Genomic DNA, 26,509 nt, shown 5'->3' with positions numbered 1-26,509 from the left:
TTTAATGCTTAACAATAGATTTAAGATAATAAAAAAAAACACCACCCGAGAGGATGGTGTCGCACACCCCATTCGGTAGCTTGGCGACCCTAGAACAACGGTTCAGTAGGCCCATAGCTTTGCGTCCCTTTTTTTCAAAAGGTTTGCCTTTTCGTGTGTGAGAAGATCTAGCTGCATGATAGAACTAATTTACTACTACTATGATTAGAAAACCTACTACTTATGACCTATTATATTCCTTTCCTTTGATCAATTTCAATAGTCCAATGGCATAATTGTTAAGATTTTGTCGATTTGTGTAATTGAATTTAAATACAAAAAAACTCCCCTTAACTAAGTTAAGGGGAGCTGCTTGTTGTGATTTACAGTTTAACTACGTTCTCAGCTTGTGGTCCACGGTTGCCTTGTACCACGTTGAATTGAACGCGTTGTCCTTCGTCAAGGGATTTGTAGCCGTCGCCTTGAATAGCGGAGAAATGTACGAATACGTCATTTCCACCTTCAACTTCGATAAATCCAAATCCTTTGTCTGCGTTAAACCATTTCACTGTACCTGTTTCCATAATCGATAACCTCCAAAATTTTATTAACATGTTTTTCTTGATATAAACAAAAATCACACATTGAGAAAGATATCATTGAACTGAACAAATGATAACCTTTTCAATATGTGAATTTCAAGGTTCATATCTGATCACAAGATCATCATCATAACACAGAAAAATGCATAACGCAACTCCCTTGTCTAACAGGGTTATAATTCCCTCCCTTTTAGGGCTTTATCTGCATTCCCAAACGGCTTATCCGACAATTTGCTCTTCTCGCTGGCGGAAATTGTGGCATATTTGCTGTTTTTTGTAATTGAATCGTCAAAAAAAACGAGCGAGCGCTCATGATCGTAATGCTTGATTTTATTTGTGTTGACCAGATTGGTTCTGTCCAGCCTGCGAAAGCCGAGATGCCCAAGTTGAGTTTCAAGAGTCGATAATTTAGGCAATACCGGGTAATAGATCCCTTCTATCGTGTGAAATACGATAAACCGATCTTGCGAGTCGACAAATATAACTTCATCCAAATCAAGCTCGATGACCTCGGTTTTGTTGTCGGGATCTTTAGTCACGGGGTATCGCACATTATCTCAACTCCAAATATAAAAGGATAGAGCTGGCAGAATAGAAACGTTCTCTCTCTGACAGCCCCTGGATGCGACTTACTTTTTCAGCTCTTGTGGGATTTCTGGACGGAAGTTAACCGGTGATGCGGTCTTAACGAACATAACAGCGATTCTGTTCAATACGGACGAAACCAGCTTTGCCAACAGTCTGCTCATGGTTTATTCACCTCCTTGTTCCGAAAAAATAGGGAACTACCTTGAATTGCAAATACCAAGGATGCGGTAGGGGATAGAATAAGAAAGTTGCTTGCTATGATGAGAACGGCTACGGCTTTCAACAGCGGATAATACTTTTCCGGCATTGTATTGTAACCTCTCATGTTGACAGGTGCTAGAAGAGCAAAGATAACTAGACTAATCACCGTTAAAATCAGGGTCCAATTATTTGAGAGGGCTATGTGTGGAGGAACAGACATCACAGCCGTTGTCAGCAACATACACGGAACCGGGGCGGTTAAATGATAACCGCCAGACATCATTCGAAGCGGAATATAGACGCAGATCGAAAATACGGTTTCGGCCCAACTCTCTGTTGCCAAGCCAATCATGCAAGCGATAAATAACGGGATGACGAAGTTGATGACATAGATCAGCGCAAACTTCATCACGGCAACACTCGCCGTCTCTTCTTCGTTGGCTTGCTTAATTCTAACCGCCAGCTTCTCTGCCACCGATTCAATCATGTGCGAACATACTCCTTTTGCAACACAAAATATTGGAGAAATCCGAATATGACGGTGCTCAAGGCAAGAATCATCAGGGCGATATTGCCCGAAACGTACAATAGCTTAAAACTAGAAACGGCGGCATAACCCAATACAGTCATGATAAGCAAGCGACGATGGAGTCCGTTCCATTCGACCCTAATCCGCTCGGTATCGGGAACAAAAGTAAATCCGATATTTTTCACTATCAGTTGCCAGGCGGCCAAGAATGCAAAACCGGCTGAAAGGGATTGAACCACAAATGATAGCGGAGTATCGGGCAGCAGAGTTAAACCTGAGATATAAAATGCATAAAAGATAGTGGTCTGAAGTAGAGCATACCAGAGATACCCATTGACGACCATTAAGCCTGCGTAAAATACCGGCACTCTGTACATTTGCCAGAAGAACAAGAAAACGACCGGCAGTTGCAGGAGCGGACCAAGCATATTCCACTCAAATACAACAAAAATAAGATAAGAGAGCAAGGACAGTAGAAACGAGGTGAAAACCAACTGTCCCCAATAACCGCGAATGCCGAACTTGAACATGGCAAAGGTCAGAACAATCAAGGCCAGCCATTCAAGCGACGAAATGAACAGAAACAATAATGCATCCATTCTTATTCTCCTATCTCTGCCTTCTTGGTTTTATCGTTTTGTATACGCTTCCAAAAATGGATGAAATTTGTAAATTATTTATATCCTTTACCCCTATATAGATGCCTTTATGCCTATAATTCGACAATCGACAAAAAATTCCTTCTTTTGTCAGACTTTTATTCAAAATTGAATGATTGGCTATTGGGATTGGTGACTTTGCTTTTCAGAGCCTTTAAAGCTATGGTTTGGGATATACATTCATTTAAAGGCGGTACTCCATTGGATACTCATAAACAACGACCAGAATTTATATACACGTACGCTAGTATTCCTGAAGAGCGATCGTTATGCCAATTAGAGCTGCGGACCCTCTTCGGGACGGATTTAGAATCAACGGGCTTTAATCTCCTTAAGAGCAATGTCTGCATCGATCCTAGCCGCAGTCCATATGTGAAAGAACGAATTGAAATTCAGTTCGAAGGGAATAACCTGGACGCCATTGTGAAGCAGGTATCCCAAGTGACGCTCAATGGGGATACCTTCAAGGTGATCGGAGTTAAAACCAATGATCGGAGACCCATTGAGAAAATACAATACAAGGAACAGCGGGAGATCGAGAAGGAGGTCGGTTCAGGCGTTCAAGGAGTCGTCGACGTCCATAAGCCTGACCGGGTATTCGGCATCGTTACATTGGCTGGTCGCTGGTATTTCGGGGAATATCGCAAGAACCGGACGGTCTGGCTGCAGCGTGTCAAGAAACCGCGAGGTTACTCGATGGCCTTGCCTACACGAGTAGCTAGAGCGGTTGCTAATATTGCTGTTCCGATCCCGCTGCAAGGAATAACAGCAATTGACCCTTGCTGCGGGATCGGAACTGTATTAGTCGAAGCCCTCTCTATGGGGATCGACATTGTCGGTCGCGAGATCAATCCTCTTGTCGCTCGCGGCGCGAGGGAGAATCTAGCCTATTATGATCTTGAAGGGAAGGTTACATTGGGATCTATCGCCGATATCACCGAGCATTATGACGTCGCCATCGTAGATATGCCCTATAATCTCGTCTCTAAGATTTCACCGAAGGAGCAGCTTTCCCTGCTCCAGCATGCGCGTCGAATCGCAAGCAGGGTCGTCATTATCTCTATTGAAGACATTGACGATATGATCACTAACGCTGGTTTCACGATCATAGACTACGGGGTCGCGAACAAGGGTTCATTCTCCAGGTACATTATGCTATGCGTGTAACTATCAAGAGCACCGCTATACCAATAACATTAGTTACATAAACGCTGAGGCGGGAGGTTATCCTGATCTTATCAAATATGGAGCAGGAAGAAAAATAAGACGGGAGGCAAAAGCTTATGTTGAAGTCAAATGACGTTAAGAAAGCGGCTGAGGTGCAAGAAGGGGATCGAACTTTCAGCGAAGTCGAACAATTTAATCACGAACGCAACCCAGTTGCCGCTGCGCAGAAGCAGATGGCAACGCAAGAGACAGCAGGCGTTTTGGAGCAAGAATAATTTTATTTAATGTATCGCTCTTCGTTCTTTGTGAGGTACCACAAAAAGTTAGTACTAGGAGGGATCCCGCCGGAAAACTATACTTATGTTAGAACGAATGGAGAGGATTGTGAATTCCATGCTTCAAATCGGTGCAGTGCGGACGGGCTTTCTGCTGGGCATATCCCTTATTCTGGCGGCTATTATTTACTTCTTCGCGGCTAACTGGGGCGGGCTGGACCGTATAGAGAAAAGCATCCTGTCGGCGGGCTTAGTTCTCCTTTTCTACGGAGTGTCCTTTGCCTTGACTAAGCTAAGAGGGATGCTCGGACATCATGCCTTCCTATCCTCCTCACTCTTAGCAGGAGGCTGTATCTCCTTCGGAGCGGCCGTTGCCTTGCTAGGCCAGATCTACAATTCCCATGCGGACAGCTATAGCTTATTTCTGGTTTGGTCCATTCCAGCCTTGCTGCTCGCTTGGATTACCCGGTATAACCCCTTCTACATGTTAACCTATTTCCTGATCCACCTTGCCTTATGGTTTTACTTCTTTCCTTCGTCCGTGTACGTGACCCACAACGAAGAAACCTTGCTGCTCATTGGAAGCATCTTTGTAGTGCTGAATCTCATTCTGCTCGCGCTAACGGAAATGCTAAGAATTTCCTCGGCGCCTCTAAAGCTAGCTAACTTCGTCGTCCTTCATATTTCTTTGCTGCGATTATCGAACTCTTTCGAGTTTGAAACCTATTTCGTGTGGACGAATATACTCTGCCTGCTCGCGATCGGAACCGGATTCTATTATTTCATCCATATTCGCCGCAACAAAACCTATTTAATCCTGAATGCGCTTGCTCTATCAGCCTTCGCTGTGTTTAAGTTTATCGAATTAGCCTTCCATTACTATTCATTCGCTTTCTTCTTCTACGGCCTGTTGTTCGTTGCCCTCATGCTTATTGCAAATGTCCGGTTCTTCAATTACCTCAAGAAGCTGAGCGACCGTCCCGTCCAATCTGAGGAACAGGAGCTTACTGCTTCCGGGCAGCCGCAAAAAGAACAAGCTGGCGATATTGCCGGAAAAATCGTGTCCACGATCGTAACGGTAATCGGGGTTATCATCGGCAGCGCTTCCTTGTGCGGGGTTGTATTTCTAGCGTCCGGCTCGGTAAATCCGCAATATACTTTGTTTGGGCTGTCCGTCCTGTTCATTATCCTGATGATTTTCTTGCCGCGATTAAACGCAGCCGTTCGTTATACCATTCTTATGGTGGGTTATATTGTAGGTATGATCTCCTTGCTTGGGATCGACCTTCCCGTCCTATCCGCGCTATTCCTCATCCTGTCTGTGGCCGGATGGATTCGTCTCGATTCAAGCGTAGAACGAGCTTTCACGTACGCATTGCTTAATATCAATCTCAGTATCCTTCTCTTTCAGGCGTTACCTGCTGTCGAAAATAAATTCGCCCTCATAGTCGCGCTGCACAGTGTGTTGAATGCGGCTGTGTACGTCTCCCACCTTGCGATCCCGCAAGGATCAACAAGAGACCAGATAAGAGACAGCGGTCTGCTCTTCACCTTAATCTTCTTGTTCTGGCTTACGTTTTTTGACGATGTCTTCCCCTATTCGTATGCGTTGTTTAACCTTATTTTCTTCGGCTTAGTCAGCAGCTTATTGTTTGCCTTTCTTCGTCGCCATCAAGCTAGGTACGCTGCGATCGCCGCTATTTTCTGGTTTGTATTCTTAGCCTTCAAGTATTATGACCTGTTATGGCCGCTCCTCCATAAATCCGTGACTCTTGCTCTGCTCGGGCTTATCACACTGAGCATCACCTATGCGCTTGCTCGCCGAACGACTACGACGGATACGCACGCAGGAGAATATCGTAACATCTGGAATAAGAAAACTAGCCTCATCCTCCTAGTGATCACATTGCAGCTCGGGTTTCTGGCGTATCAAACGGCTTCGAGCGAACGGCTTCTAATGACAGGTACCTCAATAAAGCTGGAGATTACGCCTATAGATCCAAGATCCATGCTTCAAGGGGATTATGTAACCCTGAATTACAGCATTTCAACGGTTCCGGAAGCCTTCGAAGAGGAGTTGGATTCCTATCGCAGCCTGAGCAAAATAAAAGTGATTTTATCTTCCGATGAGAGAGGCGTGCATGTCTTTAATCGCTTATACAGAAGCGGAGAGACGATCGGCGATAACGAGATTGTTGTAAATGGGAAAACCAGCGGGTGGAGGCTCATCTATTATGGAATCGAAACCTTTTTCGTACCAGAAGGAACCGGACTGGAAGTAGAACGAAATGCCCGCTTCGCCTATGTTCGGGTGAGTGCGGATGGAGATGCCGTGCTGGAAAAGCTGACGAAGCAATAGAGAACAGGAGCTGCTAATCCATCAGTTATTTCCAAATGGGACAGCAGCTCCTGTTCATTATTTCCCGATAAATTGCTGCGTCCAATAAGCTCGTCCGTTCTGCAGAACATAACCAACTCCAAGATGAGTAAATGACCCGTTCATAATATTCTTACGATGCCCGGGAGAATTCATCCATGCCGTCACGACCTCTTGAGGTGTGGGCTGACCCATCGCTATATTCTCTCCCGCGGACTGATATTGGACTCCGAAGTTCCGCATCATGGCAAAAGGATCGCCATACGTAGGGGATTCATGGGAGAAGTAGTTGTTGCTAGCCATGTCCTGGGATTTGGCTCTGGCAGATCGATTAAGGTTTGAATCGTTCCCCGCGCAGGGAGATAGACCTGCTTCCTGTCTCTTCTGATTCGTTAACTGAAGAACCTGCTGCTCGTACCCCGCCATACTCTCGTTGGCTGGAATGGTAATCGGATGATCGGGGGAAAACGGTGCATCTCCTGCCAGATTGGGATTCAGCTTAAGCAGTTCTTCTATGTTCACATGATATTGCTGCGAAATCTTCCACAGTGTATCGTTTGGCTGAACGGTGTGCTTATTGACGGGAAGGCTCGTATCAACTGCGCTTATCCTAAAAAGCGACTGCGTTCTCATGTGGGGCGACGGGTTCTGCTGAGCGCAGCCCATAATCAATGCCAAACCTAGTACCACCATTAATCGGATCATCATTTTCCTCCTTTTCATCAATCCATCTTAATTTCCCCGTTCGCGCGAAAAAAAACCAGATGGAATACCAGCTGACAATCAGGGAGAAACTGAGCATCTTTTTTCCGGGTATCCGGGGGTGGAATCGAAATCGCAATCAACTTATTCATCCAATTGTCCCCTCGCACCTTCCGCATCTCCCTTTAACCTGCTAGCGGGAATTACGATACGGATCGTGGATCCGATTCCCGGTTTACTTGCGATCGTTACCCCGTACTCCTTCCCGTAATGCAGCTTAATGCGCTGATCGACGTTCCGAATGCCATACCCGACACGGTAATTGTCACCATTCCCAAAAATTTGCTTAATTGTTGCGGGTTGAAAGCCGATGCCGTCATCTATGATATGAAACACTATGGATGCGCCCTCAAGGGTACCTATAATCCGAATATTAATGCTATCCCCGCACCAAGCATGCTCCAATATATTCTCAAGAAAAGGTTGAAGGATAAGCTTTAACGTATCATAAGCGAATATTTCAGTCTGAATGTCGTAATAGACCTGCATCCGCTCAGAGTATTTGGTTTCTTGGATATCGATATAAGCTTTTACCTGCTCCAGCTCATGGTAGATGGATATGTTATTCTTACCGTCATTGAGCGTCAAGCGATAGAACTTCGCCAAATCCAATACCATTTGGTGAAGCTTGTCCACTTCCCCGAATTTGGCCAGCCTGCTAATAGAGGAAAGAGTGTTATAGAGAAAATGCGGATTGATCTGTGCTTGCAGCGATTCTAATTCGGCTTCTTTCTTCTGCAGATTAGTTATGTACACTTCCCGGATCAGACTGCCGATATTATGTCCCATTTCATTCAGCGCGGAGGAAATTCTCGTAAACTCGTCGTTCCCCTTGAACAGAATTCGTTTGTGAAACTCGCCCTCCCGGAATGAATCCAATACCGATACTATCTTCGTGACTCGCTTTGAGAAAAATCGGGAAATAAAGACTCCTGCAACTGAGAAGACAGCAAAGCAACCTAAACAGATCAGCAGCGTTAGAAGGCGAACTTTTTCCGTATCCTTTTCCGTCAGATTGGCGGGTACGAGGGCAGTAATATCCCAGCCCAGCCCGGGCAAGGCTTGACGGATCACCAGTTGTTCTTTTACATCCGCCTCTTTCCACAGCTCCCCAACTTGCAACGGGGGCGAACCAGATGATGCGACAATGATCCCATGCTCATCCGAAATGAAGATGGTTGTTCCTTCTCCGATTTTCTGGAAGTTTACGCTCTCGAACAGATCGGAGTGACGCACGCTGATTCTAACAAACCCAATCTCCCTCGTTTGAACAAGGCTAATATCCACAACTCTTCTCAGCAGAGATATTCGACCATGCGTTTCGTCATCCTCGATTCTCTTCCATTGCAAAGTCTTTCCGTATACCTCTGCGGGATATTGCCTGTACCAATCCTTATCTACGATACGCTTAATGTGGTATAAGTCGAAAAGCCGGTTTTTCACCATCAAGGGATCTGCCTGGTTATAATTGCTATAGATTTCCGGAAGCGTTTCGTTATGAAGATAGAAAGAAAGCCACAATCTGCGATTGGTGGCATCGAGCACGGTACGGAATTTGGGCAATAAATACTTTGTCGTAGCCTCGTAGGACACCCACCCCGCTTCATAATGCCGAAGGTGGCTGGACAGCGTATCGTCAAAGTAGAGCATATCGGAAATACGTTGGGTGTCTTCCATCTTGTATGCGATGTTGTCCATCATCAGCTGCAGAGTGCCTTGTATATTGCTTCGAGTTTGTTCACGAATCGAGTTGACGAAGATAGAGTTGGCTATGTATCCCACCAATAACACGGGAATGATAATCAACACAGAATAGGAAAGCATTAACTTATATCCGAAAGGCATATATTTCCGAGCCGGTATGGAATCCATGACGTGTCCCTGCCCTCTGTTAATACGTTTTGTTAATGCTTCCTGCGATATTCTAAGGGAGCCATCCCGGTTATTTCCTTGAAGTGTCTGCTGAAATACGGCAAATAGCGATACCCGACTTGGTTCGCGACTTCATATATTTTGAGATTCGAATTCCGCAGCATCTCCTGCGCTTTTTCCATTCGGAGTGCGATAATATAATCACTGAAATTCTGACCGGTCTCTCCCCTGAATAAATGGCCCAGATAGTTGGGGGAAAATGAAAATCGACTCGCCACGTCTCGCAATGAAATATTCTCATGTAACCGGTCACGGACACTTTCCATAATATCCTTGACAAGCTTTCCGTTCTTGGTGTGTTTCTTCTGGTGAAGCATCTCGGTCTCATCTTCATCGTAAGTGATCAACTTTCCTTTGCCATGGAACATCTTATAATCTAATGCTTGTACAGCTTTACCATAAGAGATATTCAATTCAGTCAAACCGGCACAACTTAAGCCTAATCCAATCGTAACCGTGAACGGGAATTGTTCTCTTATCCGTTCAGGGAGCCGCCTTATCGCTTCAAGCCCTGCACTCTCGCCTAACAAAAGAGCAGTTCGTTGCTTAGAAATTTTACATACATGCTCGACCCCGCATTCGCCTAAGAGCGATGAAAGGAGACCGTAGAACTGGTCCAGCAATACCCTTCTTTCCCCATCCGCATAGGGATTTAGATTCCATGAATAGTCGTCAATTTCCAATACCGCGACTCGAATAGGCCATGAAAGGCTATCCATACGAAATTCTTTATCTAATAACCCCGATGCAGAACGTTCATTGGGAACCTCCAACAGCAATTGCAGCAGGTACTCGTTCTTCACAATAGGGACCATCTGTTTATAGGTTTCTTCCGTTTCCCTTCGCTTCTTCCTGAGGTCTAAATCCTGACGGACTTTGGTCAAAGATTCGATTAGCTCCTTATCATCCATCGGTTTCAGCACGTAGCCGTGCGCGTTCAGCTTCATCGCTTGCTTGAGGTAATTAAAATCCTGGTGACCGCTGACGAAAATGATTCTGAGATCCCTCTGCTTCTCGATCGCCTTTGATGCAAGCTCTAAACCTGACATATTAGGCATTCGAACATCGGTCACGAGAATGTCTATTTGCTCTTTATTGATAACTTCGTACGCGGCAAAGCCGTTATTCACCGCACCCACTACTTCAAGCCCCAGCTCTTTCCAAGGAACGAAGATGCGCATCCCTTCCAGATCAAGTATTTCATCATCCGCAAGCAGCACTTTATACACGTTATCCACTCCTTGCAAGTCAAGTAATACTTTCTGATAGTGTGACAAAGGAGGGTATACGGTTAAGTATACCCTCCAGTCCGATCGTCTGTTGCGACGATTATTGGCCTTTCATTTTCTGAACGTTTTCCTGCCATTTCTGCGTTTTAAACGCAAGCACCTTCTCATAGCCGACGGACATAGCATCCTTATCCGCTTGGTCGAGAATCGAGAGAACTTCTTCGTCGCTCTTCGAGAACAGCACTTTGGCTCTCCATTCGTCGAAAATATCTTCAACAGCCGTCATCGCAATACCTTCCTCGCTATCCGGAGCCGGTTCAATATTGATGTAGTCGGTTGCGTTTGCTTGAGTTTTCCATGTAATTTCATATTGCCAACGGGTTGACCAGTTCCTCTGCTCTTCGGGGAGAGTGCTTTCGAATTTTGCTTTTGTCGTATCGATAAACACCGTGTTTCCATTCCAGTGAAGATTAGACGTGACCGACTGCAGCTTGCCAAGTCCTTCGGCATCGGACGTATATTTATCTGTGAATATCGGTGTAATGCCATCGGCCTCGAGACCGTCCCAATATGTCCCTTGAGGTCCCCACATGAGAGTACTCTGGCCTTCCGGCCCAGTATACCAGTCTAGGAATGCGAAGACCGCTTCAGGGTCCTTCGCCGATTTCGTAATCACGCTGACGTTCCAGCCCAATTGGGTGTACGTTCCGGGAAAAATCTTATTCTTATCTAGTCCCGGCTTGGCGATTGGCCAGATCATGAAATAACCGGCTTTCGGATCTTGCTTAGACAGAATCGCATGAGCTTCCATCGCAATTTCAGTAGGACTTGCGCTTGCGAATACGGCTACCTTGCCATTGTTCACTTTCTCTTTCACTTGATCCACGGTCTGTGTAAGTGCATCCTGCGACATCAGCTTCTCGCGGAACAGCTTGGCTGAGAATTGCATCGATTCGCGGAAGATAGGATCCTTGAATATGGAAGTTAGCTTGTCTCCTTGCGGAACAGCGCGAATGCCTATCCAACGGTTTAGCGCATTCTCTCCGAAAGCAGTGTACAAGATGTCCAGCCCTTGACCGTCAATCGCCAGATGCGGCTCGAACGGTATGACATCCGTATATTTCTCTTTAACCAGCTTCAAGTAATTGTACAGATCATCTGTTGTCTCCAATTTCGGAGAACCCAGCTCTTCATAGATCTTCTTATTGACTACATAACCTGCGTTACCGTTCGGTTGGCTTGTATACCAGTTTGGGAACTGATAGATTTTGCCGTCTTCGGAGCGCAGCATATTAATGCCTTCCTCGCCGAGCCATTTCTTCAGGTTCGGGTATTTGTCAAGATAATCGTCGAACGGCACAAGCATGTCCGCTTGACGAAGCATCTCAACGTCAGGACCACGATCCAACCAGATCACGTCCGGAAGCTCCTTGGATGCGAGCATCGTATTCAGCTTCTGCTTCGCATTCCCGCCGGAATGGATAGCGTTGACCGTTACCTTCTTTGTTTCCTTAATCCACTTGGAAGAGATATCTTCTCCCCAAGGAGGCATCGTGTACCAATCATAATGCCCATAGAAGCTGAGCTCCAGCGGATTAGCACCGATTTCAAACTTGCCTTCAGCGGTTGAGGGACTGCTGGAGGCCGTGCTGCTTGGTGTGCTACTAGGAGTGCTGCTAGCCTCCGGGTTGCTGTTGCTTGAATTATTGCCTGAACATGCGGCAAGTACAGCCGTCATGACGAGCAGAACTGCAATACATACGAATAAAGCCTTCTTCGTGCTCCTCATTCTTTTACTGCCCCTTTCATCTCAGTATAATTTATGTTTAAAGCAAAATGCTCTAAACTCGGGATAAAATCCGATTACTCCTTCAAGGAACCGACGAGCACGCCCTTGACGAAGTATTTCTGCAGAAATGGATATACGAGAATAATAGGAAGAGTCGCTACCATCATGGTTGCCATTGAGAGCGACTTACTTGTTACCGTCTGCATTCTGCCGAGCTGTCCCTGTGCTGCGGTATCCAGAGAAGAGATATGCTCCGTAACGATATTGGAATTGAGTATCTGTCTTAGCAGGGTCTGGATCGGAATCAAATTATCCCTTGTAATATAAATACTGGGCAGAAACCATTCATTCCAGTGGTACACCGCCGTAAAAAGAGCCAGTGTCGCGATAACCGGGCCCGAAAGAGGGAAGACGATGCGAAAGAACGTACCCCAGTTCCCGCAGCCGTCGATCTTCGCCGATTCCTGCAGGCCATCGGGCAACCCGTTGAAGAAGGTCCGGAAGATGATCATGTTCCATACGCTGATCAGGGAGGGAATAATAAACACCCAGAAGGAATTCATCAGACCCAGCTCGCGAATAAGCAGATAGGTAGGGATCAGACCCCCGCTGAAATATAACGTAATGATACAAACGACCATGTAGATCTTGCGCCCGATTAACTCCTTCTTCGTCATGCCATAAGCGAAAATCGCCGTTGCCAGTATGGAGGAAGCCGTCCCGACGACCGTTCGCATCACGGAGATGTAGAAGCCGCCTATTAATCGGGAGTCGCCGAATACGATGTTATAGTTCTCCCAAGTCCAATCCCGCGGCCAGAACGTAACACCTCCCAAGGAGGTATCCCTCCCCGTGTTGAAGGAGATCACTAGAGCGTTCCAAAATGGATAAAAGGTCGTAAACGCCAACAAGCTGAGCAGGATGTAAATCATTATCATCATGGTTCGGTCGCCATAACTAAGTCTTCGCATGCATTCACCCGCACCTTCCGTTAGATCGATAGAATTACCACAGGCTGTTGCCGGATCTGCGGGCAAACCAGTTTGCTAGCACCAGCATCCCTACGCTGATAAGAGCTTTGAATAAGCCGATAGCCGTCGCATAGGAAAAGCGCGAATTCTGTATGCCGACGCGGTATACATACGTATCGATAACATCCGATACATCCCTCAGAATCGGATTTGAGGCCAGCAATAAAATATCCTCGAAGCCTGCGTTCAGCAAATTACCAATGGCCAGAATCATGAAGATGGCGATGACCGGCATAATCGACGGAAGCGTAATGAGGTATATTTGCTTAAGCTTGCTCGCCCCATCCATCTCTGCCGCCTCATACAGATGGGGATCGACGCCCGCAATCGCGGCCAAATAAACAATGGAGGCAAAGCCGATTTCCTTCCATACTCCGGTAGAAATCAGAATGGACCAGAAATACTCGGGCAACGATAAGAAATTGATCGGCTCGTCGATCAGGTTCATTTTCTCGAGCAGCATATTCACGCTGCCGTTGTCGGTGGACAACATGGACATTACCATGCCCGCAACGATTACCCAGGAGAGAAAATGCGGTAAGTAGCTGACGGTCTGAACCAATCGCTTGAAAAACATATGCCTGACTTCATTGAGCATAAGAGCGAGAATGATCGGAGCCGGGAAGCCAATACCGAATTTAAGAAGACTGATGACAATCGTATTGCGCAACACTTCTTTGATATCCGGCGAGTTATAAAACATCTCGAAATGCTTAAACCCTACCCAAGGACTGTCCATAAATCCCCGGATGATATTGAAATCCTTGAAAGCCGTCAGTACGCCATACATCGGAATGTAACTGAAGACAAAAATTAACGCCAAACCCGGCAGCACCATTAGTTGAATATCCCACTGCTTCAGGAACCGGATAAATGTGTTGTCCGCCATATATTTCCTCCCGCTGCAATTCGTTTCATGCTTTTAGCATAAAGAAGTTAAAGCGCTATTAAAATTTGCTTTTGCAACTAAAAATGATACTTTTCAAATGAGTTTAACAAGTCCGAAAATATATTTTGCCAAGCACACCAAAAAACCCTAACTCATCAGAGTTAGGGAATTAAAGTTAGGGAATTAAAATAGGCACAAAGATTTACACGTCACGCAATCCACTTATTTACTTTATCTTCATTCGCCGCTACCCATTTCTTAGCCGCGTCCACTTCGCTCATTCCCCCGAAAATATCAACCATAACAGCTTCCATATCCGCAGCTGTCCATTCGAATTGATCTAGGAATTTATGAGCAGCAGGCTGATCCTCTTTCAATCCCAGACGAACAAGCGTGTGAATCTGCTCATTTCCGCCAAACACATTCTTAGGATCCTCCAGGTATTTCAGATCCATCTCGGCGAACATCCAGTGCGGAGTCCAGCCTGTAACAATAACCGGCTCTTTCTTGGCATACGCATCTTGAAGCACTTTAGCCATTGCGGCGGATGAGCTCTCGAGCAGCTTCCAATCCTTCAAGCCATATTCCTCAATCGCCTTGCTCGTTGATGTCATGATCCCCGCGCCCGGTTCGATTCCCGTAATCGTATTGTTAACCAAGTCGCCCACTTCAGCTTTCAAGTCCTCGATGGAATTAAAATCCATATAGGTAGGGACGACTAGTCCCACCTTGGTTCCATCCAAATTCGGTCCAAGATCTTCAAACTTATCTTTATTCGGCTCATAATAGTTCTCGCCATGCGTACTAGGCAGCCAAGCCGCAACCATCGCATCCGCGCTGCCGTCAGCGATTCCGACATACATCGGCCCAGCGTCTACCTGCAGCATTTCAACCTTATAGTTCAGCTTGCTTTCCAATACTTCCTTCACTACGTTCGTACTGGCGATTTCAGAATCCCAAGCCACATATGCCAGTGTAATTTCCTTGGCTTTTTCCCCCTTGCTCTCGTCCTCCTTATTCGCACATCCTGCGAGAACAACAGTAACCATCATAACAGCCGCCAAAATGAAATATAATTTCTTCTTCATAGGTTTAAATCATCCCTTCTGTTTCTTCTTTATAAGATTTTGTGTCATTCGGTCAAGAATAATAGCCAGTACAACAACGGCTAAGCCTGCTTCAAAGCCAACACCTGTCTTAGCTTGGGTTACCGCTCTATATACATCTGCGCCTACACCTTGTGCACCGATCATCGATGCGATTACCACCATAGAAAGGGACAGCATAATGGTCTGGTTAACCCCAGCCATAATTGTCGGTGCTGCGATTGGCAGCTGAAGCTTGAATAGCTTCTGCATCGGTGTCGAGCCGAAGGCATCCGCAGCCTCAACCAAATCACCTGGAACCTGACGGATCCCGAGGTTGGTTAAACGAATGGTAGGCGGAATTGCGAAAATAACGGATGCGATTACGCCAGGCACAACCCCAAGGGAGAAGAAGGCAACCGCCGGCAACAAATAAACGAAGGCTGGCATCGTCTGCATGAAATCCAGTACGGGCGTAACCACCTTCTGAATTTTGCTGCTTCTTGCGCACAGAATGCCTAGAGGAACACCGAACACGATAGAAATAAACGAAGCGGTTAGCACTAACGCGAGTGTTTCCATCGTATTTGCCCAATAACCCAGGTTGTGAACGAGAAGAAGACCAAGCAGCGTGAATGCCGCGATTCTTACTCTGCCAACCAAGAAAGCGATAATGGTAAATATTGCGATCATAAGCATCGGCGGGAAAAAATTGAATGCCTCAGCCAAACCGTTCACCGTGGCTCCAATTAGCAGCTTAATACCGTCAAACAACGGTCCAGCATTCATCTCCAGCCATGCTTCAAGCGATTCTATCCAACTTCCGATAGGAATCTTAGGCACGTTCATCAATTTCACCTGCTTCTGCTCCGGAATTCCCGCTTAAGGCGGCGAGAACAGCGCCTCGGATGATGATCCCTAGCAAGCGCTGGCGTTCATCGATGACGGCAACTGGAATTTTTGCGCTGCTCACGACATCGAATAGCAGGGCTAGATGAACATCAGGAGAAACGGTCGGCGTTTCGCGGATAATGATATCCTCCAAGGTTTTTCCTGACTTAATAGCGCCCGCAGAATCCTCCGCCGTAACAACTCCAATAAGCTGACGTAGCTTATCTACGACGTAGAGATTAGAAATTCCGCGATCCCGCATCAACTGCAAGGCTACCCTCGGTCCGCGATCTATCGCTATTGTTTCTGCGCGTATCATCACATTGGAAGCGGTGAGCACCTTAGATAAATCAACATCCTCGACAAATCGTTCGACGTAGGCATTCGCGGGATTGGTCAGAATCTCCTCCGGGCTGCCTATCTGAACAACGGCTCCATCCTTCATAAGAGCGATTCGATCACCGATTCGCAAAGCCTCGTCTAGATCATGGGTAATAAAGATGATCGTCTTCTTCATCGTAGCCTGCAGTTCAAGCAATTCATCCTGCATATCCTTGCGGATAAGAGGATCCAATGCGCTGAAGGCCTCGTCCATTAGAAGAATGTCCGGATCGTTAGCGAGTCCGCGTGCAAGCCCTACCCGTTGCTGCATCCCCCCGCTCAACTCGTCCGGCCGGCTATCCTCCAAACCCGCTAATCCAACTAGCTCCAGCGTTTGTTTGGCTTTGGCTCTTCGTTTCTCTTTGTCGACCCCCTGGATCTCAAGACCATACTCCACGTTTTCCAAAACAGAGCGATGAGGAAACAAAGCGAACTTCTGGAAGATCATGCTGATCTTCTTGCGTCTCACCTGCCGCAGATCCTCAGGACTTAATTGGACAATGTCCTTGCCATTAATCAGCACTTTCCCAGATGTGGGCTCGATTAGCCGATTCAACAATCTGACCAACGTGGATTTCCCACTGCCCGATAATCCCATGATGACGAAGATCTCGCCGGGTTCTATTGAGAAGCTAACCCGATTTACCCCTACCGTTAGCTTGGTTTCCTTAGCGATTCTTTCCTTCGACCAACCCTGGTCTAGCAAGGGAAATGCCCGCCTCGGGTCATTGCCGAACACCTTGCTTAACGATTGGACCTCAATGATTGCCACCCCATTACCCCCTTCCAGATCCTTCTCATCTTTCTCATATTAGCCACCTACACAGTCTAGACGCATTAAAGTCTTGGGTCAAAATGGATATAAGTTCGTATAGTGCGTACAGTTTTAACTTTACAAACTTTTATTACTGTATGCTCGTGTTTCCTTACAAATGCTGTTCAGTATCATTCTTTACTTATTTAGGACTATTTTCTACAATAGGTGGTATAGATATTCGGTCCTTATAGAGACGGGTTTCAGGATAGGGAGTGTTAGGCATGACATCATTCGACGGACTGAATGAAGAGCAAATCAAAGTGATCGAGAAATCTCGTCGGCGCGTCGTGGATTCCATAGGTAATAACATGGATTTATATGGAGTTACCTTGTCTATTGGTCATCTGTACGGGAATATGTACTTTCGCGAGGGCCCGGTAACCTTGGACGACATGGGTGAAGAGATGGGCATGAGCAAGACAAGCATAAGCACAGGCATGCGGACATTAATGGATCTGAAAATGATAGGCAAGACATGGGGAAAAGGTTCGCGGAAGGATCTTTATGAGGTAGAAGCGGATTGGCATCAGAATTTCGTTGATTACTTCTCTATTAAGTGGCGCAAATCTATGGAGATGAACGTAAACTCCTTAAATAAATCCTTAACGGAAATTCGCAAGCTGCGCGTTGAGAACATGGACAATGAGAAGCTTGTGGCCCAAACGGATCTTGATATCACCAAGATGACGCATGCTCTCCATTACTATAGATGGTTAGGGAGGTTTATCGACTCGTTGGAATCGGGGGATATCTTCGAATGGATCCCGAAGGACGAAAAATGAAACAAGGCCGTGATCGTCTACTTGCTAGAAGATATCACGGCCTTTATTAATTCCCATAACCCATATTATTCAATGATCTGGTACTTCGGACTCACCTTCGTGAAGTTCGGATTCTCTCCGCAAACCATAAGCCCCTGACCCCAATTGATATGGACATTCTCCGTTGGATAATCGCTAGCTTCACGATATTGATACAGGACGTTCCTTCTAGTTCTCTCGCTGCGATTACTCTCTGATCCATGTATCGTCATATAGTTAAAGAACAGAACATCCCCAGAATTCGCAATGCATGGTATTCCTTGAGAAATCGGATATTGCTTATGATTCAAGTAATATTGACCCACATGCGGCAGGTCGCCATTCTTATGCGAACCCGGAATGACGCGAAGACACCCGTTCTGTTCATCGGCAAAGTCAAGATGAACGCTTGCAGCAAGCATAGTATCATTGAGATGAGGGAAATAAGGCTTATCTTGATGCATCGGGAATGCCGCTCCAACCTCAGGGGGTTTCACAAGCATCTTAGAGTGATGCAATTGAACGTTTGGCCCAATAATCTGCGAGAGTACTGCTGCCATATTCGGATGAACAGCCGCCTGCAGGAAAGAAGCATCATGATAATGTACGTCGTGAAAGCCTTTCAACACAAGCTTCTTCAGTTCTTCCGGCGGCAGGAAATCACCTTGCCACTGCGCATTGGAATCTGCCTTCGATGCTGCAGCACGTTGTACGATCCTTTCTAATCCTTCACGCATGCGCTCCACTTCGGAAGCATTAAATACGCTTTTAACGAGAAGATACCCATTTTCTTTGTAAAATTCTACATCGCTGTTATCAATCACAAGATAACCTCCCCAACATCCCTATTGGAATTTTCCTTCCCTACGTTATAATTTTATTAATATTTCCTTGATATGTCTTTGATAGTTGAGGCCTTATTTTTGTACAAAGAGGACATCATTGAAAGAAGGGGAAGTCATGTATTTGCTCAAAGAGAGTTTATCCCGATTAAATGAAGAAGCAATTTCCCTAGTAGGTTCAACAGCTAGCTTCAAAGTCCATTATTGGGGCATTTACCCTAAATTAATGGATAATCCACTACACAAGCATTCTTTCTTTGAGGTCTGTTACGTCATGGACGGGATTGGCGAATATACCGATAATGGCGTCTTTTACCCGTTAGCTAAAGGAACTCATTTCTGCTCTAGACCCGGAATTACACACCAAATTCGTACTCAGGAAGGGTTGTTCCTCCTTTATATTGCTTTTGAAATCGATGAATCGAAATCACAACCTTCTATGACGGAGAATTTCCGAGAGCTCGCTCTAAGCCAGGAAATTTGGATTCAAGAAGATGAGGAATGTCCGACCGCGCTTCTATGGAAGTCCTTATTACTGCAGGAGCAAGATATAGGCACACTTCCATCGGCTGCTATACCTGTCGTTGCTTATGCTTTACTGCAATCATTCCTCACTCTGTTCGGAAAAAATGAAAAGAAGCCAGCCGCAACGCGACATGGCCCCAATCTTATTCTTTCACAGGCTAAGCTCTACATTCTCGATAACCTGGCGCAGCCGCTCAGCCTCGGAAGTATCGCTAATTATTTGAACGTCTCTGAGCGTCATCTGTCCCGCTTGTTTGGCGAGGGAATTCATGAAAGCTTCACCACTTTTATCCGCAATGAAAGAATTCGCAAAGCAACCGATCTCTTGGCGCATAGCGAATTAACGATCAAGGAAATCGCAGAAGCTTCCGGATTTGCCTCGGTCCATTATTTCACACGGCTGTTTACAAAAGAAAAGCAGCTGCCGCCGGGCAAATATCGCAAGAATAAACGTTGATTCGCCACTCGTGGAATAGCAAATCAACGTTATATCGGCAGCCGGAATTTGTTCAGCAAGCTTTCACTACTTATTCGCCTCATATACCTTTAGCTGCTTGCCTTTGATCGTTGTCGTCTTCATCGCATTAAGCACGAGATTACCTTTGCCGTTGAGAATATCCACATACGTAACGAGGTCCTGTATCGCAATGATCCCGATGTCATCGGCCGATACCCCCTCAATCCTCGCAATTGTACCCACAAAGTCAACGGCCCGGAGCTTTTTCTTCTTGCCCCCGTTGAAATAGAGCTTCAGAATCTCTTTGTTTAGCTGTTCGTTCTTGTCCTTCTTGATCGTTGGCTGCGCCTGCTTCTTCTCCTCGAAAGCAGCCATTCTAAGAGCTACCTCGTCTGTAGAGGGTGCCTTCCTTCTACGGATCTCGAACCCAATGTAACTTTCAATATCCGCCAGGAACTTGTCCTCATTCGGCGTGGCGAAAGTAATGGCTTTCCCCGTCTTGCCCGCGCGTCCCGTCCTTCCGGTACGATGTACGTAGCTCTCTGATTCCAAGGGCAAATCATAATTGATGACATGCGTGATATTATCAATATCAATCCCTCTCGCAGCCACATCCGTCGCCACCAGATAGCGGAATTCCCCTCTTCTGAACTCGTTCATCACCTTGAAGCGATCCTCTTGCTCCATGCCCCCATGGATTTTGCCGCAGGCATAGTCCAGTTGCTCTAACTGCTTATAGATATTGTCTACAGACTCCTGGGTTCTTCCAAAAATAATGCAGCTATCCGGGTTCTCCACAATGATAACGTCTTTGAGCAGGTTAAACTTGTCGTCATTCCTTACAATGATGAGAGAATGATCAATTTGCGTCGTTGTGACAGCCGTGGACTGAACCTCAATATCAACCGGATTTCGCATATATTTGTGGCAAAGCTTCTCTACATCCTTAGGTAAGGTTGCGGAAAATAGAAGAGTCATCCGATCTTTGGGCAGCTTCTTTATAATTTTCTCGACCTGCTCGATAAAACCCATGTTCAGCATTTCATCGGCTTCGTCGATAACGAGATATTTAATTTCTCCTAGATCCAACGTTCCTCTGTCGATATGATCGTGTACCCTTCCCGGCGTACCCACGACCACGTGAGTTTTCTGCTTTAACTCGGCTGTTTGCTTCGCAAAGGACTCTCTGCCGTACACGGCCGCCACTTTAATCCGCTTGAACCTTCCGATGTTGGTGATGTCCTCTTTCACTTGAGCGGCGAGCTCCCGCGTCGGCGTTAAGATTAACGCCTGCGGCTTGTTCTCCTCCCAGTCAGTCAACTCGCAGATCGGTATGCCGAATGCGGCTGTCTTGCCGCTGCCCGTCCGTGATTTCACCGCAATATCTTTCCTCGTCAGCGCAATAGGTATCACTTTATTCTGAACGTCGGTCGGCTCCTTATATCCCAAGCCAGCCAGCGCCCGAACAATCTCTTCACTCAATTTATAGTCATTAAAGCTTCTTTCACTCATCGATAGGCTCCTTTAGAGGTTTTGCATCTTCTATATATAGCCAACAATAGCCGAGACTACACCCAACTGTCCAGTCGGATCGGGCGAATCGCATACCATCCAAGTAATCAAAACGCGACTTCTAGTATCTCTTTGATCACGATGTCAGGCCTGTAATGGTGCAGATAGTGGGATGTTCCCGGTACAAGGATCTGTTTGCCTGCCGTGGACCAAGACGATAGTGCTGCCTCGTAATCCATCCAAGCCTTATCGTCAGCTAGTTTACCGAAATAGTCAGCAGTTAATACGGTTATTGGAATTGCCAAAGGCTTCGTACCTGCCATTATTGTTCTCCCATTTTCCCGGCTCATTCGAATCTCATCGATCATATTCCGGTTCGCCCCCTTCAGCAGCGTGGACACACGGTCCAAATCCTTCAAGCTGTCGGGCAGCAGCTTTAACCCATTCTTCTGATCGGCCAGGCTCTCGGCAAAGCCGTCAAAATGATACAACACTCTTGCCGCTCCTGACTTGACCAAGAATCGCTGAACAATCGGGATGACAGTGAGCGGCTTACGAGATTCATAATATTCCGGACTCCCGCCTTCCACCATTACGATTCCCTTCATTTCCTCCGGATACTTCTGAGCATATCGGATTGCCTCAAGAGCCCCCAAGGAATGCCCCACGAATACATAGGGCGGCTTCTGCCCGGACACGACTAGAAGCTCGTGAATTTCTTCCACAATCGTATCCACATCCCTGGGCGCGCTCGTTATATCGCTATATCCGTAACCGAATCGATCGTATACGGCGTATTTCACATGAGTTGCAAGCCCCTCCGCAAGCGGATAAAAGTCTACAGTCGGATTAGACGTCCCCCAGCCCGACGTGAATACGACTGTAATATCCCCTTGACCTCCGGTAGACAGATGCATCTTGCCGCCTTGTACTTCGTACAGCTTTCCGAGGGGTTTGTATATTTTAGCATCCTGCCGTTCGCCGTACCATTGATAAATAAAACCCGCGGTCAACATCACAATCAATAAGACAAGCCCACATAATACGGTTCTGACAAAGAGCTTCCGCCACTTCTTCATTCGATATAACCCCCGGGACGAATCGATTGCTAACAAGGTTATGATAGTGGAAAAAAGAGGATGTAAACACCTGCCTGAGGATAGTTAATTCCCCGACTCAAGTCCTATTTACAGGTTATACAAAGATTGATATTATGACGTCATCAAACCGTCAAAAGTTAATTTTACAGGTTATAATAAAGAGGCTGAAAGGATGATTCCGAATGAACATTCAACGTTTGCCTTGGGCAGGTATTCGTATTACAGCAGGAAACACAGCGATTGTTGTTGACCCGATAACGCGAATTCCTGAGAAGTTCGGGGGTTCACGGGAGCCAATGTTCCCGCTGGAGCACTTCGGGAACACCGACGCCGTGCTGGTTACCCATCTGCATGATGATCATTTCGACCCTGCTGCGATTATAGCCGCATATGGCGCTTCGATTCCCGTTTATGTACCAGCAGAAGTTGCTCATACAGCCCGCTCGTCCGGTCTGAAGAGAGTCATAGGCGTAACCGTCGGCTCCTCTTGCGAAATTGCAGCCGACATGACAGCAACCGCCGTGCCCTCCGTTGACGGCATAGGCGATATACAGGTTGCATGGATCATTAAGAGCGACGGACATACGGTTATACATTGCGGAGACACACTGTGGCATGGCTACTGGTGGACTATTGCCCAGACATACGGACCTATCGATGCCGCCTGCCTGCCGGTCAACGGAGCTGTGCTGGAGTTGCCCGGGAAGACTCCGAGCGCACAACCAATCTGCCTTACGCCTGAACAGGCAGTATCGGCTGCTGTAGTCCTTGGAGCCAGAACGCTTGTGCCGATTCACTATGGAGCCATCCATTATCCACCAGTATATAAGGAGACGCCGGATATCGGGAATCGTATAGCAACAGCCTCGAATGGTAAGGTAAAGGTTAGTATGATTCAGGCATTGGAAACGATAACTTTATAGCGCCGTGCGAGCGGCATGACTTCAAAGCATACGAGGAGGATACAGGATGGAACGAGCGATGTTCACGATCGGCGGTTCGGTGTGGATCAATCTAGCCAACACCTTCATCATGCGAAACAAACGAAGGATAGATACGTTAGAGGAGCCCCGTAACGTTCTGCGATGGCTGGTCGATAATGAGCTGCTTACCAGAGAATCCGGTTTAGATCAAATTCCAGATTCCTTCTACCGTGAGCTGGTCTCATTGAGGGAGCTCTGCGCAGATGCACTCGCCGATCTGCTTCGTGAAGGCCGCCTGTCTGAACAAACCTATGCTGTTCTCGCGAATGAAGCATCCATTCTGAATGTTAAAGTTCGCATTGATCGGCATCAGGGCCAACCAGTTCTTATCTATGAAGGACGCAGTCTCGCCGACCGGCTGCGGTATGCGATACTGGACTCCCTCGCTGATCTGCTTAATAAGTATCCTCCGGAACGAATTCGGAAATGCGAGCATGAGGAGTGCATCATTCACTTCGTGGACACATCCAAAAGCGGCCGGCGGCGCTGGTGCAGCATGGACTTATGCGGTAATCGGCAGAAAGCTGCAGAGTTTTACGCGAAGAAAAAAGAACGTACCTTGAAATAATCCTGATCTTACCGATTATCCACTTTCTCCGGATACAGGTCATGGTTCATCATGCGGTATTCCGCCATTTCCTCATATTTGGTTCCTGTGCGTCCATAGTTGCAATAAGGATCGATCGAGATCCCTCCTCGCGGGGTAAATTTGCCCCAGACCTCGATGAAACGCGGCGACATCAGCTCGATAAGATCGTTCATAATAATGTTGATGCAGTCCTCATGAAAGTCTCCATGGTTACGGAAGCTGAACAAGTAAAGCTTGAGCGACTTGCTTTCGACCATTTTCAAATCAGGGATGTAGGCGATGTAAATGGTTGCGAAATCCGGTTGGCCCGTAATCGGGCAAAGGCTCGTGAATTCCGGGCAGTTGAACTTTACTCGGTAGTCCCGGTAAGGATGCTTGTTATCAAAGGTTTCTAAAATAGATGGTGTATAGGTGTGCGCATATTGTGTTCCTTGGTTGCCAAGAAGGGTGATTCCTTCCAAGTCTGCTTCATTTCGTCCTGACATTTGTGTATCTCTCCTTTGGTTGTTATTTTCCACGCTTGTTGCCCCACACCCATGAGTGCAGCTGTGGAAGAACTCTTACGTTCGTTAGCTCGCTCGATACCATAACCTTCTCGACCAGCCACGTATATTGACTTACTAGGCGACTCAATAATACAGCAGTATCCTGCTCCGTAACATCGTCATTCCCTGCCTGTAAGTAGAAGGGGACTCCGCTATATCGTTTATGAACAATAGTCGCATACTGTAAATCCAGTTCATCAAACACAACGACCTTTAGACTGAAATTCCGTCCATGCTCCGCGAGCTTTCCAACGATCATATCAAGCTTATCCCAATCCGTTGTCATTCCAGAGCTTGGCGGCTTAGGCGACAGCGTCAATTCGTCGACCTGCAGGAACCAGTCCTGCCAGATACTGCCCTGTGTCTCTAGAGCAACGGAGATTTCGCTTTGGTGCAGCAGCTCGGTCAGCTCGTTTAAACGGGGAAGCAGCGCTGGATTCCCTCCGGAGATGGTTACGTGAGAGAACGTGTTTCCCCCGATCGCACGCAGCCCCTCTAGAATCTCCTGTGCAGTCAGCATACGTATATCCTCTTTACCCGTACCGTCCCAAGTAAAAGCGGAATCGCACCAGGCACATTGGTAGTCGCAGCCCGCCGTACGGACGAACATCGTCTTCTGGCCGATGACCATTCCTTCTCCTTGAACGGTTGGCCCGAAGATTTCCATTACGGGAAACCGGCTGGACATTAGAGAGCCCTCCCCGCATGAGGACGGAAAACGACATAGCTGGTCGGCGTTTCCCGCAGAAAGATTTGTACGCACTGCGGTTTGTTGGTTGTCCCGTCAAGGAGCTCCTGCGTAATCTCATACAGAATCCTGGCCACATTCTCCGTCGTTGGAAAGAGGCTCGGATCTTCGTCACTGAACAAATCGGTATGCTCATTGAGGCTGGAATGATCGAACCGATTATGAATCAGCTTCTTGATCAGTGCGAAGTTAACGAGAAAGCCGCTCTCATCCAGCTCGTTGCCAGCTATCGTTACATTAGCGAAATAGGTATGTCCGTGCAGCTTGCTGCACTCTCCCGCGCTCTCGCTCGGAATATAATGAGCGGCGGCGAAATGCATATCTTTATTCAACTCATATCGAAAAGGATGCGCGGTTGATGGATAAATTTGTTGAATCATAAACGTCTTCCCTCGATTCTCGCCGCTTCGTACTCGCGCAGCCCGTTTGAGCGCAGCAAGCAGGCCGGACATTCCCCGCAGCCATCGGCAATAATGCCGTTGTAGCAGGTTAATGTGTTTTCCCGTACATAGTCATAAGCGCCCAGATCATCCGCAAGCTGCCACGTCTGCGCTTTGGTCAGCCACATCAGCGGCGTATCGATGACGAACTCGTAATTCATCGCAAGATTTAACGTAACATTAAGCGACTTAATAAACACGTCCCTGCAATCGGGATAGCCGCTGAAGTCGGATTGGCTTACTCCCGTTACGATATGCCGTGCGCCCTGCTGCTTCGCAAGCACAGCCGCAAAGGACAGAAACAGCAGGTTCCGCCCATCCACAAATGTCGAAGGAAGCTCCCCTTCCTTTTGCTCTATGGCTATATCGTCTCTCGTTAACGCATTTGGCGCCAGCTGGTTAATTAAAGACATATCAAGGACATGCTGTTTAATATTTAAATCCGCTGCAATTCGAGCGGCGGACGTAAGCTCAAGTTTATGACGTTGGCCGTAGTCGAACGTGATTACTTCCACCGTTTCAAACTGTCTTATAGCCTGGAATAGACAGGTTGTGCTGTCCTGGCCCCCGCTAAAGACAACTACTGCTTTTTCTGATTTCATGATGTGTTTCCTCCCAGATCTACCCTTAACCGGGCAAAAGTACGAGAGTCTCTAGGACAATTCGTATAAAAAATAAAAAAACGGCACCCAAGGAGGTACCGTTTCCTTAGTTTTTTATAGAGGGTGTTTGCTAGAACCTCTCCCGAAGCGCCGCTGACTGACGGCCGCACTCGGATTTGTATG

Annotated in this window: 29 protein-coding genes and 2 riboswitches; of the genes, 7 read left to right on the top strand and 22 right to left on the bottom strand. The window is 46.8% G+C overall.

The genetic code is table 11. The features are described from left to right. Window positions 1-71: 71 nt before the first annotated feature. Window positions 72-158, bottom strand: a riboswitch (cyclic di-GMP riboswitch). Window positions 159-362: 204 nt separating this feature from the next. The 5 genes from ACESLK_RS05915 to ACESLK_RS05895 all read right to left on the bottom strand — a co-directional run bounded on the left by ACESLK_RS05915 (window position 363) and on the right by ACESLK_RS05895 (window position 2,498). Continuing rightward, window positions 363-563 (bottom strand): cold-shock protein, encoded by a 201-nt coding sequence (locus ACESLK_RS05915; protein WP_372663463.1) that lies wholly within the window; start codon window positions 561-563, stop codon window positions 363-365. 191 nt (window positions 564-754) lie between these two features. Then, window positions 755-1,132, bottom strand: a complete 378-nt coding sequence (locus ACESLK_RS05910) for a LytTR family transcriptional regulator DNA-binding domain-containing protein (RefSeq protein WP_372663461.1) — start codon at window positions 1,130-1,132, stop codon at window positions 755-757. 78 nt (window positions 1,133-1,210) lie between these two features. Continuing rightward, entirely contained in the window at window positions 1,211-1,330 is a 120-nt protein-coding gene (locus ACESLK_RS05905; RefSeq protein WP_372663459.1) for a cyclic lactone autoinducer peptide, read from the bottom strand. Further along, on the bottom strand, window positions 1,327-1,857 hold the full coding sequence (locus tag ACESLK_RS05900; protein WP_372663457.1) for an accessory gene regulator ArgB-like protein: 531 nt from the start codon (window positions 1,855-1,857) through the stop codon (window positions 1,327-1,329). The genes ACESLK_RS05905 and ACESLK_RS05900 overlap by 4 nt, the downstream gene beginning before the upstream one ends. Next, the gene (locus ACESLK_RS05895; protein WP_372663455.1) at window positions 1,854-2,498 is read right to left on the bottom strand and encodes a hypothetical protein; all 645 of its coding nucleotides are present in this window, start codon (window positions 2,496-2,498) and stop codon (window positions 1,854-1,856) included. Before ACESLK_RS05895 ends, ACESLK_RS05900 begins: the two co-directional genes overlap by 4 nt. Window positions 2,499-2,759: 261 nt before the next feature. Here ACESLK_RS05895 and ACESLK_RS05890 point away from each other — a divergent pair, with 261 nt between their 5' ends. The 3 genes from ACESLK_RS05890 to ACESLK_RS05880 all read left to right on the top strand — a co-directional run bounded on the left by ACESLK_RS05890 (window position 2,760) and on the right by ACESLK_RS05880 (window position 6,359). Further along, window positions 2,760-3,725: an RNA methyltransferase gene (locus ACESLK_RS05890; protein WP_372663454.1), complete on the top strand. Its 966-nt coding sequence runs from the start codon at window positions 2,760-2,762 to the stop codon at window positions 3,723-3,725. A gap of 116 nt (window positions 3,726-3,841) precedes the next feature. Further along, window positions 3,842-4,000, top strand: a complete 159-nt coding sequence (locus ACESLK_RS05885) for a hypothetical protein (RefSeq protein WP_372663452.1) — start codon at window positions 3,842-3,844, stop codon at window positions 3,998-4,000. Between the two features lie 118 nt (window positions 4,001-4,118). Beyond that, a complete protein-coding gene (locus ACESLK_RS05880) occupies window positions 4,119-6,359 on the top strand; it encodes a GDYXXLXY domain-containing protein (protein WP_372663693.1) in 2,241 nt (746 codons plus the stop codon). Between the two features lie 57 nt (window positions 6,360-6,416). Here the strand turns inward: ACESLK_RS05880 and ACESLK_RS05875 are convergent, their stop codons facing one another. From ACESLK_RS05875 to ACESLK_RS05830, 10 genes are all read right to left on the bottom strand, one after another. Then, complete coding sequence (locus ACESLK_RS05875) at window positions 6,417-7,082, bottom strand: CAP domain-containing protein (RefSeq protein WP_372663450.1); 666 nt, start codon at window positions 7,080-7,082, stop codon at window positions 6,417-6,419. Between the two features lie 17 nt (window positions 7,083-7,099). Then, window positions 7,100-7,231 carry a hypothetical protein gene (locus ACESLK_RS05870; protein ID WP_372663448.1) on the bottom strand — a complete coding sequence of 44 codons (132 nt, stop codon included), beginning with the start codon at window positions 7,229-7,231 and terminating at the stop codon, window positions 7,100-7,102. Further along, window positions 7,224-9,011, bottom strand: a complete 1,788-nt coding sequence (locus ACESLK_RS05865) for a sensor histidine kinase (RefSeq protein ID WP_372663446.1) — start codon at window positions 9,009-9,011, stop codon at window positions 7,224-7,226. The genes ACESLK_RS05870 and ACESLK_RS05865 overlap by 8 nt, the downstream gene beginning before the upstream one ends. Window positions 9,012-9,043: 32 nt before the next feature. Then, window positions 9,044-10,300: a response regulator gene (locus tag ACESLK_RS05860; protein WP_372663444.1), complete on the bottom strand. Its 1,257-nt coding sequence runs from the start codon at window positions 10,298-10,300 to the stop codon at window positions 9,044-9,046. Window positions 10,301-10,400: 100 nt separating this feature from the next. Further along, a complete protein-coding gene (locus tag ACESLK_RS05855) occupies window positions 10,401-12,089 on the bottom strand; it encodes an extracellular solute-binding protein (RefSeq protein ID WP_372663442.1) in 1,689 nt (562 codons plus the stop codon). A gap of 74 nt (window positions 12,090-12,163) precedes the next feature. Further along, window positions 12,164-13,060, bottom strand: coding sequence for a carbohydrate ABC transporter permease (locus tag ACESLK_RS05850; RefSeq protein ID WP_372663440.1), 897 nt, complete (start codon window positions 13,058-13,060; stop codon window positions 12,164-12,166). 34 nt (window positions 13,061-13,094) lie between these two features. Then, entirely contained in the window at window positions 13,095-14,009 is a 915-nt protein-coding gene (locus ACESLK_RS05845; RefSeq protein ID WP_372663438.1) for an ABC transporter permease, read from the bottom strand. 209 nt (window positions 14,010-14,218) lie between these two features. Further along, the gene (locus tag ACESLK_RS05840; RefSeq protein ID WP_372663436.1) at window positions 14,219-15,097 is read right to left on the bottom strand and encodes a glycine betaine ABC transporter substrate-binding protein; all 879 of its coding nucleotides are present in this window, start codon (window positions 15,095-15,097) and stop codon (window positions 14,219-14,221) included. A 9-nt stretch (window positions 15,098-15,106) separates the two neighbouring features. After that, window positions 15,107-15,943, bottom strand: coding sequence for an ABC transporter permease (locus ACESLK_RS05835; RefSeq protein WP_372663691.1), 837 nt, complete (start codon window positions 15,941-15,943; stop codon window positions 15,107-15,109). Further along, the gene (locus ACESLK_RS05830; RefSeq protein WP_372663434.1) at window positions 15,930-17,138 is read right to left on the bottom strand and encodes a quaternary amine ABC transporter ATP-binding protein; all 1,209 of its coding nucleotides are present in this window, start codon (window positions 17,136-17,138) and stop codon (window positions 15,930-15,932) included. The genes ACESLK_RS05835 and ACESLK_RS05830 overlap by 14 nt, the downstream gene beginning before the upstream one ends. Window positions 17,139-17,404: 266 nt before the next feature. On the opposite strand from ACESLK_RS05830, the gene ACESLK_RS05825 reads away from it, so the two are divergent. After that, entirely contained in the window at window positions 17,405-17,965 is a 561-nt protein-coding gene (locus ACESLK_RS05825; RefSeq protein ID WP_372663432.1) for a GbsR/MarR family transcriptional regulator, read from the top strand. A gap of 65 nt (window positions 17,966-18,030) precedes the next feature. On the opposite strand, the gene ACESLK_RS05820 is transcribed toward ACESLK_RS05825, so the two are convergent. Beyond that, the gene (locus ACESLK_RS05820; RefSeq protein ID WP_372663430.1) at window positions 18,031-18,807 is read right to left on the bottom strand and encodes a phytanoyl-CoA dioxygenase family protein; all 777 of its coding nucleotides are present in this window, start codon (window positions 18,805-18,807) and stop codon (window positions 18,031-18,033) included. 136 nt (window positions 18,808-18,943) lie between these two features. Between ACESLK_RS05820 and ACESLK_RS05815 the strand changes: the two genes are divergently transcribed. Beyond that, complete coding sequence (locus ACESLK_RS05815) at window positions 18,944-19,807, top strand: helix-turn-helix domain-containing protein (protein WP_372663428.1); 864 nt, start codon at window positions 18,944-18,946, stop codon at window positions 19,805-19,807. Between the two features lie 66 nt (window positions 19,808-19,873). Here the strand turns inward: ACESLK_RS05815 and ACESLK_RS05810 are convergent, their stop codons facing one another. Continuing rightward, window positions 19,874-21,319, bottom strand: a complete 1,446-nt coding sequence (locus ACESLK_RS05810) for a DEAD/DEAH box helicase (protein ID WP_372663426.1) — start codon at window positions 21,317-21,319, stop codon at window positions 19,874-19,876. A 107-nt stretch (window positions 21,320-21,426) separates the two neighbouring features. Next, a complete protein-coding gene (locus ACESLK_RS05805; RefSeq protein WP_372663424.1) occupies window positions 21,427-22,398 on the bottom strand; it encodes an alpha/beta fold hydrolase in 972 nt (323 codons plus the stop codon). Between the two features lie 203 nt (window positions 22,399-22,601). Between ACESLK_RS05805 and ACESLK_RS05800 the strand changes: the two genes are divergently transcribed. Together ACESLK_RS05800 and ACESLK_RS05795 are read left to right on the top strand one after the other, a co-directional pair. Then, window positions 22,602-23,342, top strand: a complete 741-nt coding sequence (locus ACESLK_RS05800) for an MBL fold metallo-hydrolase (protein WP_372663422.1) — start codon at window positions 22,602-22,604, stop codon at window positions 23,340-23,342. Window positions 23,343-23,388: 46 nt separating this feature from the next. Further along, window positions 23,389-23,970 carry a CGNR zinc finger domain-containing protein gene (locus tag ACESLK_RS05795; protein WP_372663420.1) on the top strand — a complete coding sequence of 194 codons (582 nt, stop codon included), beginning with the start codon at window positions 23,389-23,391 and terminating at the stop codon, window positions 23,968-23,970. An 8-nt stretch (window positions 23,971-23,978) separates the two neighbouring features. On the opposite strand, the gene queF is transcribed toward ACESLK_RS05795, so the two are convergent. The 4 genes from queF to queC are packed head-to-tail and all read right to left on the bottom strand — an operon-like array spanning window position 23,979 to window position 26,326. Then, window positions 23,979-24,476 (bottom strand): preQ(1) synthase, encoded by a 498-nt coding sequence (gene queF / locus ACESLK_RS05790; protein ID WP_372663418.1) that lies wholly within the window; start codon window positions 24,474-24,476, stop codon window positions 23,979-23,981. 22 nt (window positions 24,477-24,498) lie between these two features. After that, complete coding sequence (queE, locus tag ACESLK_RS05785; RefSeq protein WP_372663416.1) at window positions 24,499-25,224, bottom strand: 7-carboxy-7-deazaguanine synthase QueE; 726 nt, start codon at window positions 25,222-25,224, stop codon at window positions 24,499-24,501. Further along, a complete protein-coding gene (locus ACESLK_RS05780; protein WP_372663414.1) occupies window positions 25,224-25,664 on the bottom strand; it encodes a 6-carboxytetrahydropterin synthase in 441 nt (146 codons plus the stop codon). Before ACESLK_RS05780 ends, queE begins: the two co-directional genes overlap by 1 nt. Continuing rightward, on the bottom strand, window positions 25,661-26,326 hold the full coding sequence (queC, locus tag ACESLK_RS05775; RefSeq protein WP_372663412.1) for a 7-cyano-7-deazaguanine synthase QueC: 666 nt from the start codon (window positions 26,324-26,326) through the stop codon (window positions 25,661-25,663). Before queC ends, ACESLK_RS05780 begins: the two co-directional genes overlap by 4 nt. 100 nt (window positions 26,327-26,426) lie before the next feature. Further along, window positions 26,427-26,472: riboswitch (PreQ1 riboswitch) on the bottom strand. Window positions 26,473-26,509: the final 37 nt, after the last annotated feature.

It is taken from the genome of Cohnella sp., from assembly GCF_041640265.1.
In the GTDB taxonomy this organism is placed as follows: Bacteria; Bacillota; Bacilli; order Paenibacillales; family Paenibacillaceae; genus Cohnella.
The sequence above is the reverse complement of the archived record's forward strand: the minus strand, read 5'-3'. Positions and strand labels throughout refer to the sequence as shown.

Excerpts from the sequence above, each read along its gene's own strand:
- ACESLK_RS05895 (WP_372663455.1), bottom strand. The coding sequence starts at position 2,498 with ATGGATGCATTATTGTTTCTGTTCATTTCGTCGCTTGAATGGCTGGCC.
- ACESLK_RS05805 (WP_372663424.1), bottom strand. The coding sequence starts at position 22,398 with ATGAAGAAGTGGCGGAAGCTCTTTGTCAGAACCGTATTATGTGGGCTT.
- ACESLK_RS05835 (WP_372663691.1), bottom strand. The coding sequence starts at position 15,943 with ATGAACGTGCCTAAGATTCCTATCGGAAGTTGGATAGAATCGCTTGAA.
- ACESLK_RS05905 (WP_372663459.1), bottom strand. The coding sequence starts at position 1,330 with ATGAGCAGACTGTTGGCAAAGCTGGTTTCGTCCGTATTGAACAGAATC.
- ACESLK_RS05800 (WP_372663422.1), top strand. The coding sequence starts at position 22,602 with ATGAACATTCAACGTTTGCCTTGGGCAGGTATTCGTATTACAGCAGGA.
- ACESLK_RS05885 (WP_372663452.1), top strand. The coding sequence starts at position 3,842 with ATGTTGAAGTCAAATGACGTTAAGAAAGCGGCTGAGGTGCAAGAAGGG.
- ACESLK_RS05780 (WP_372663414.1), bottom strand. The coding sequence starts at position 25,664 with ATGATTCAACAAATTTATCCATCAACCGCGCATCCTTTTCGATATGAG.
- ACESLK_RS05865 (WP_372663446.1), bottom strand. The coding sequence starts at position 9,011 with ATGGATTCCATACCGGCTCGGAAATATATGCCTTTCGGATATAAGTTA.
- queC (WP_372663412.1), bottom strand. The coding sequence starts at position 26,326 with ATGAAATCAGAAAAAGCAGTAGTTGTCTTTAGCGGGGGCCAGGACAGC.
- ACESLK_RS05815 (WP_372663428.1), top strand. The coding sequence starts at position 18,944 with ATGTATTTGCTCAAAGAGAGTTTATCCCGATTAAATGAAGAAGCAATT.
- ACESLK_RS05875 (WP_372663450.1), bottom strand. The coding sequence starts at position 7,082 with ATGATCCGATTAATGGTGGTACTAGGTTTGGCATTGATTATGGGCTGC.
- ACESLK_RS05795 (WP_372663420.1), top strand. The coding sequence starts at position 23,389 with ATGGAACGAGCGATGTTCACGATCGGCGGTTCGGTGTGGATCAATCTA.
- ACESLK_RS05870 (WP_372663448.1), bottom strand. The coding sequence starts at position 7,231 with ATGAATAAGTTGATTGCGATTTCGATTCCACCCCCGGATACCCGGAAA.
- ACESLK_RS05880 (WP_372663693.1), top strand. The coding sequence starts at position 4,119 with ATGCTTCAAATCGGTGCAGTGCGGACGGGCTTTCTGCTGGGCATATCC.
- ACESLK_RS05855 (WP_372663442.1), bottom strand. The coding sequence starts at position 12,089 with ATGAGGAGCACGAAGAAGGCTTTATTCGTATGTATTGCAGTTCTGCTC.
- ACESLK_RS05845 (WP_372663438.1), bottom strand. The coding sequence starts at position 14,009 with ATGGCGGACAACACATTTATCCGGTTCCTGAAGCAGTGGGATATTCAA.
- ACESLK_RS05915 (WP_372663463.1), bottom strand. The coding sequence starts at position 563 with ATGGAAACAGGTACAGTGAAATGGTTTAACGCAGACAAAGGATTTGGA.
- queF (WP_372663418.1), bottom strand. The coding sequence starts at position 24,476 with ATGTCAGGACGAAATGAAGCAGACTTGGAAGGAATCACCCTTCTTGGC.
- ACESLK_RS05850 (WP_372663440.1), bottom strand. The coding sequence starts at position 13,060 with ATGCGAAGACTTAGTTATGGCGACCGAACCATGATGATAATGATTTAC.
- ACESLK_RS05900 (WP_372663457.1), bottom strand. The coding sequence starts at position 1,857 with ATGATTGAATCGGTGGCAGAGAAGCTGGCGGTTAGAATTAAGCAAGCC.
- ACESLK_RS05840 (WP_372663436.1), bottom strand. The coding sequence starts at position 15,097 with ATGAAGAAGAAATTATATTTCATTTTGGCGGCTGTTATGATGGTTACT.
- queE (WP_372663416.1), bottom strand. The coding sequence starts at position 25,224 with ATGTCCAGCCGGTTTCCCGTAATGGAAATCTTCGGGCCAACCGTTCAA.
- ACESLK_RS05810 (WP_372663426.1), bottom strand. The coding sequence starts at position 21,319 with ATGAGTGAAAGAAGCTTTAATGACTATAAATTGAGTGAAGAGATTGTT.
- ACESLK_RS05825 (WP_372663432.1), top strand. The coding sequence starts at position 17,405 with ATGACATCATTCGACGGACTGAATGAAGAGCAAATCAAAGTGATCGAG.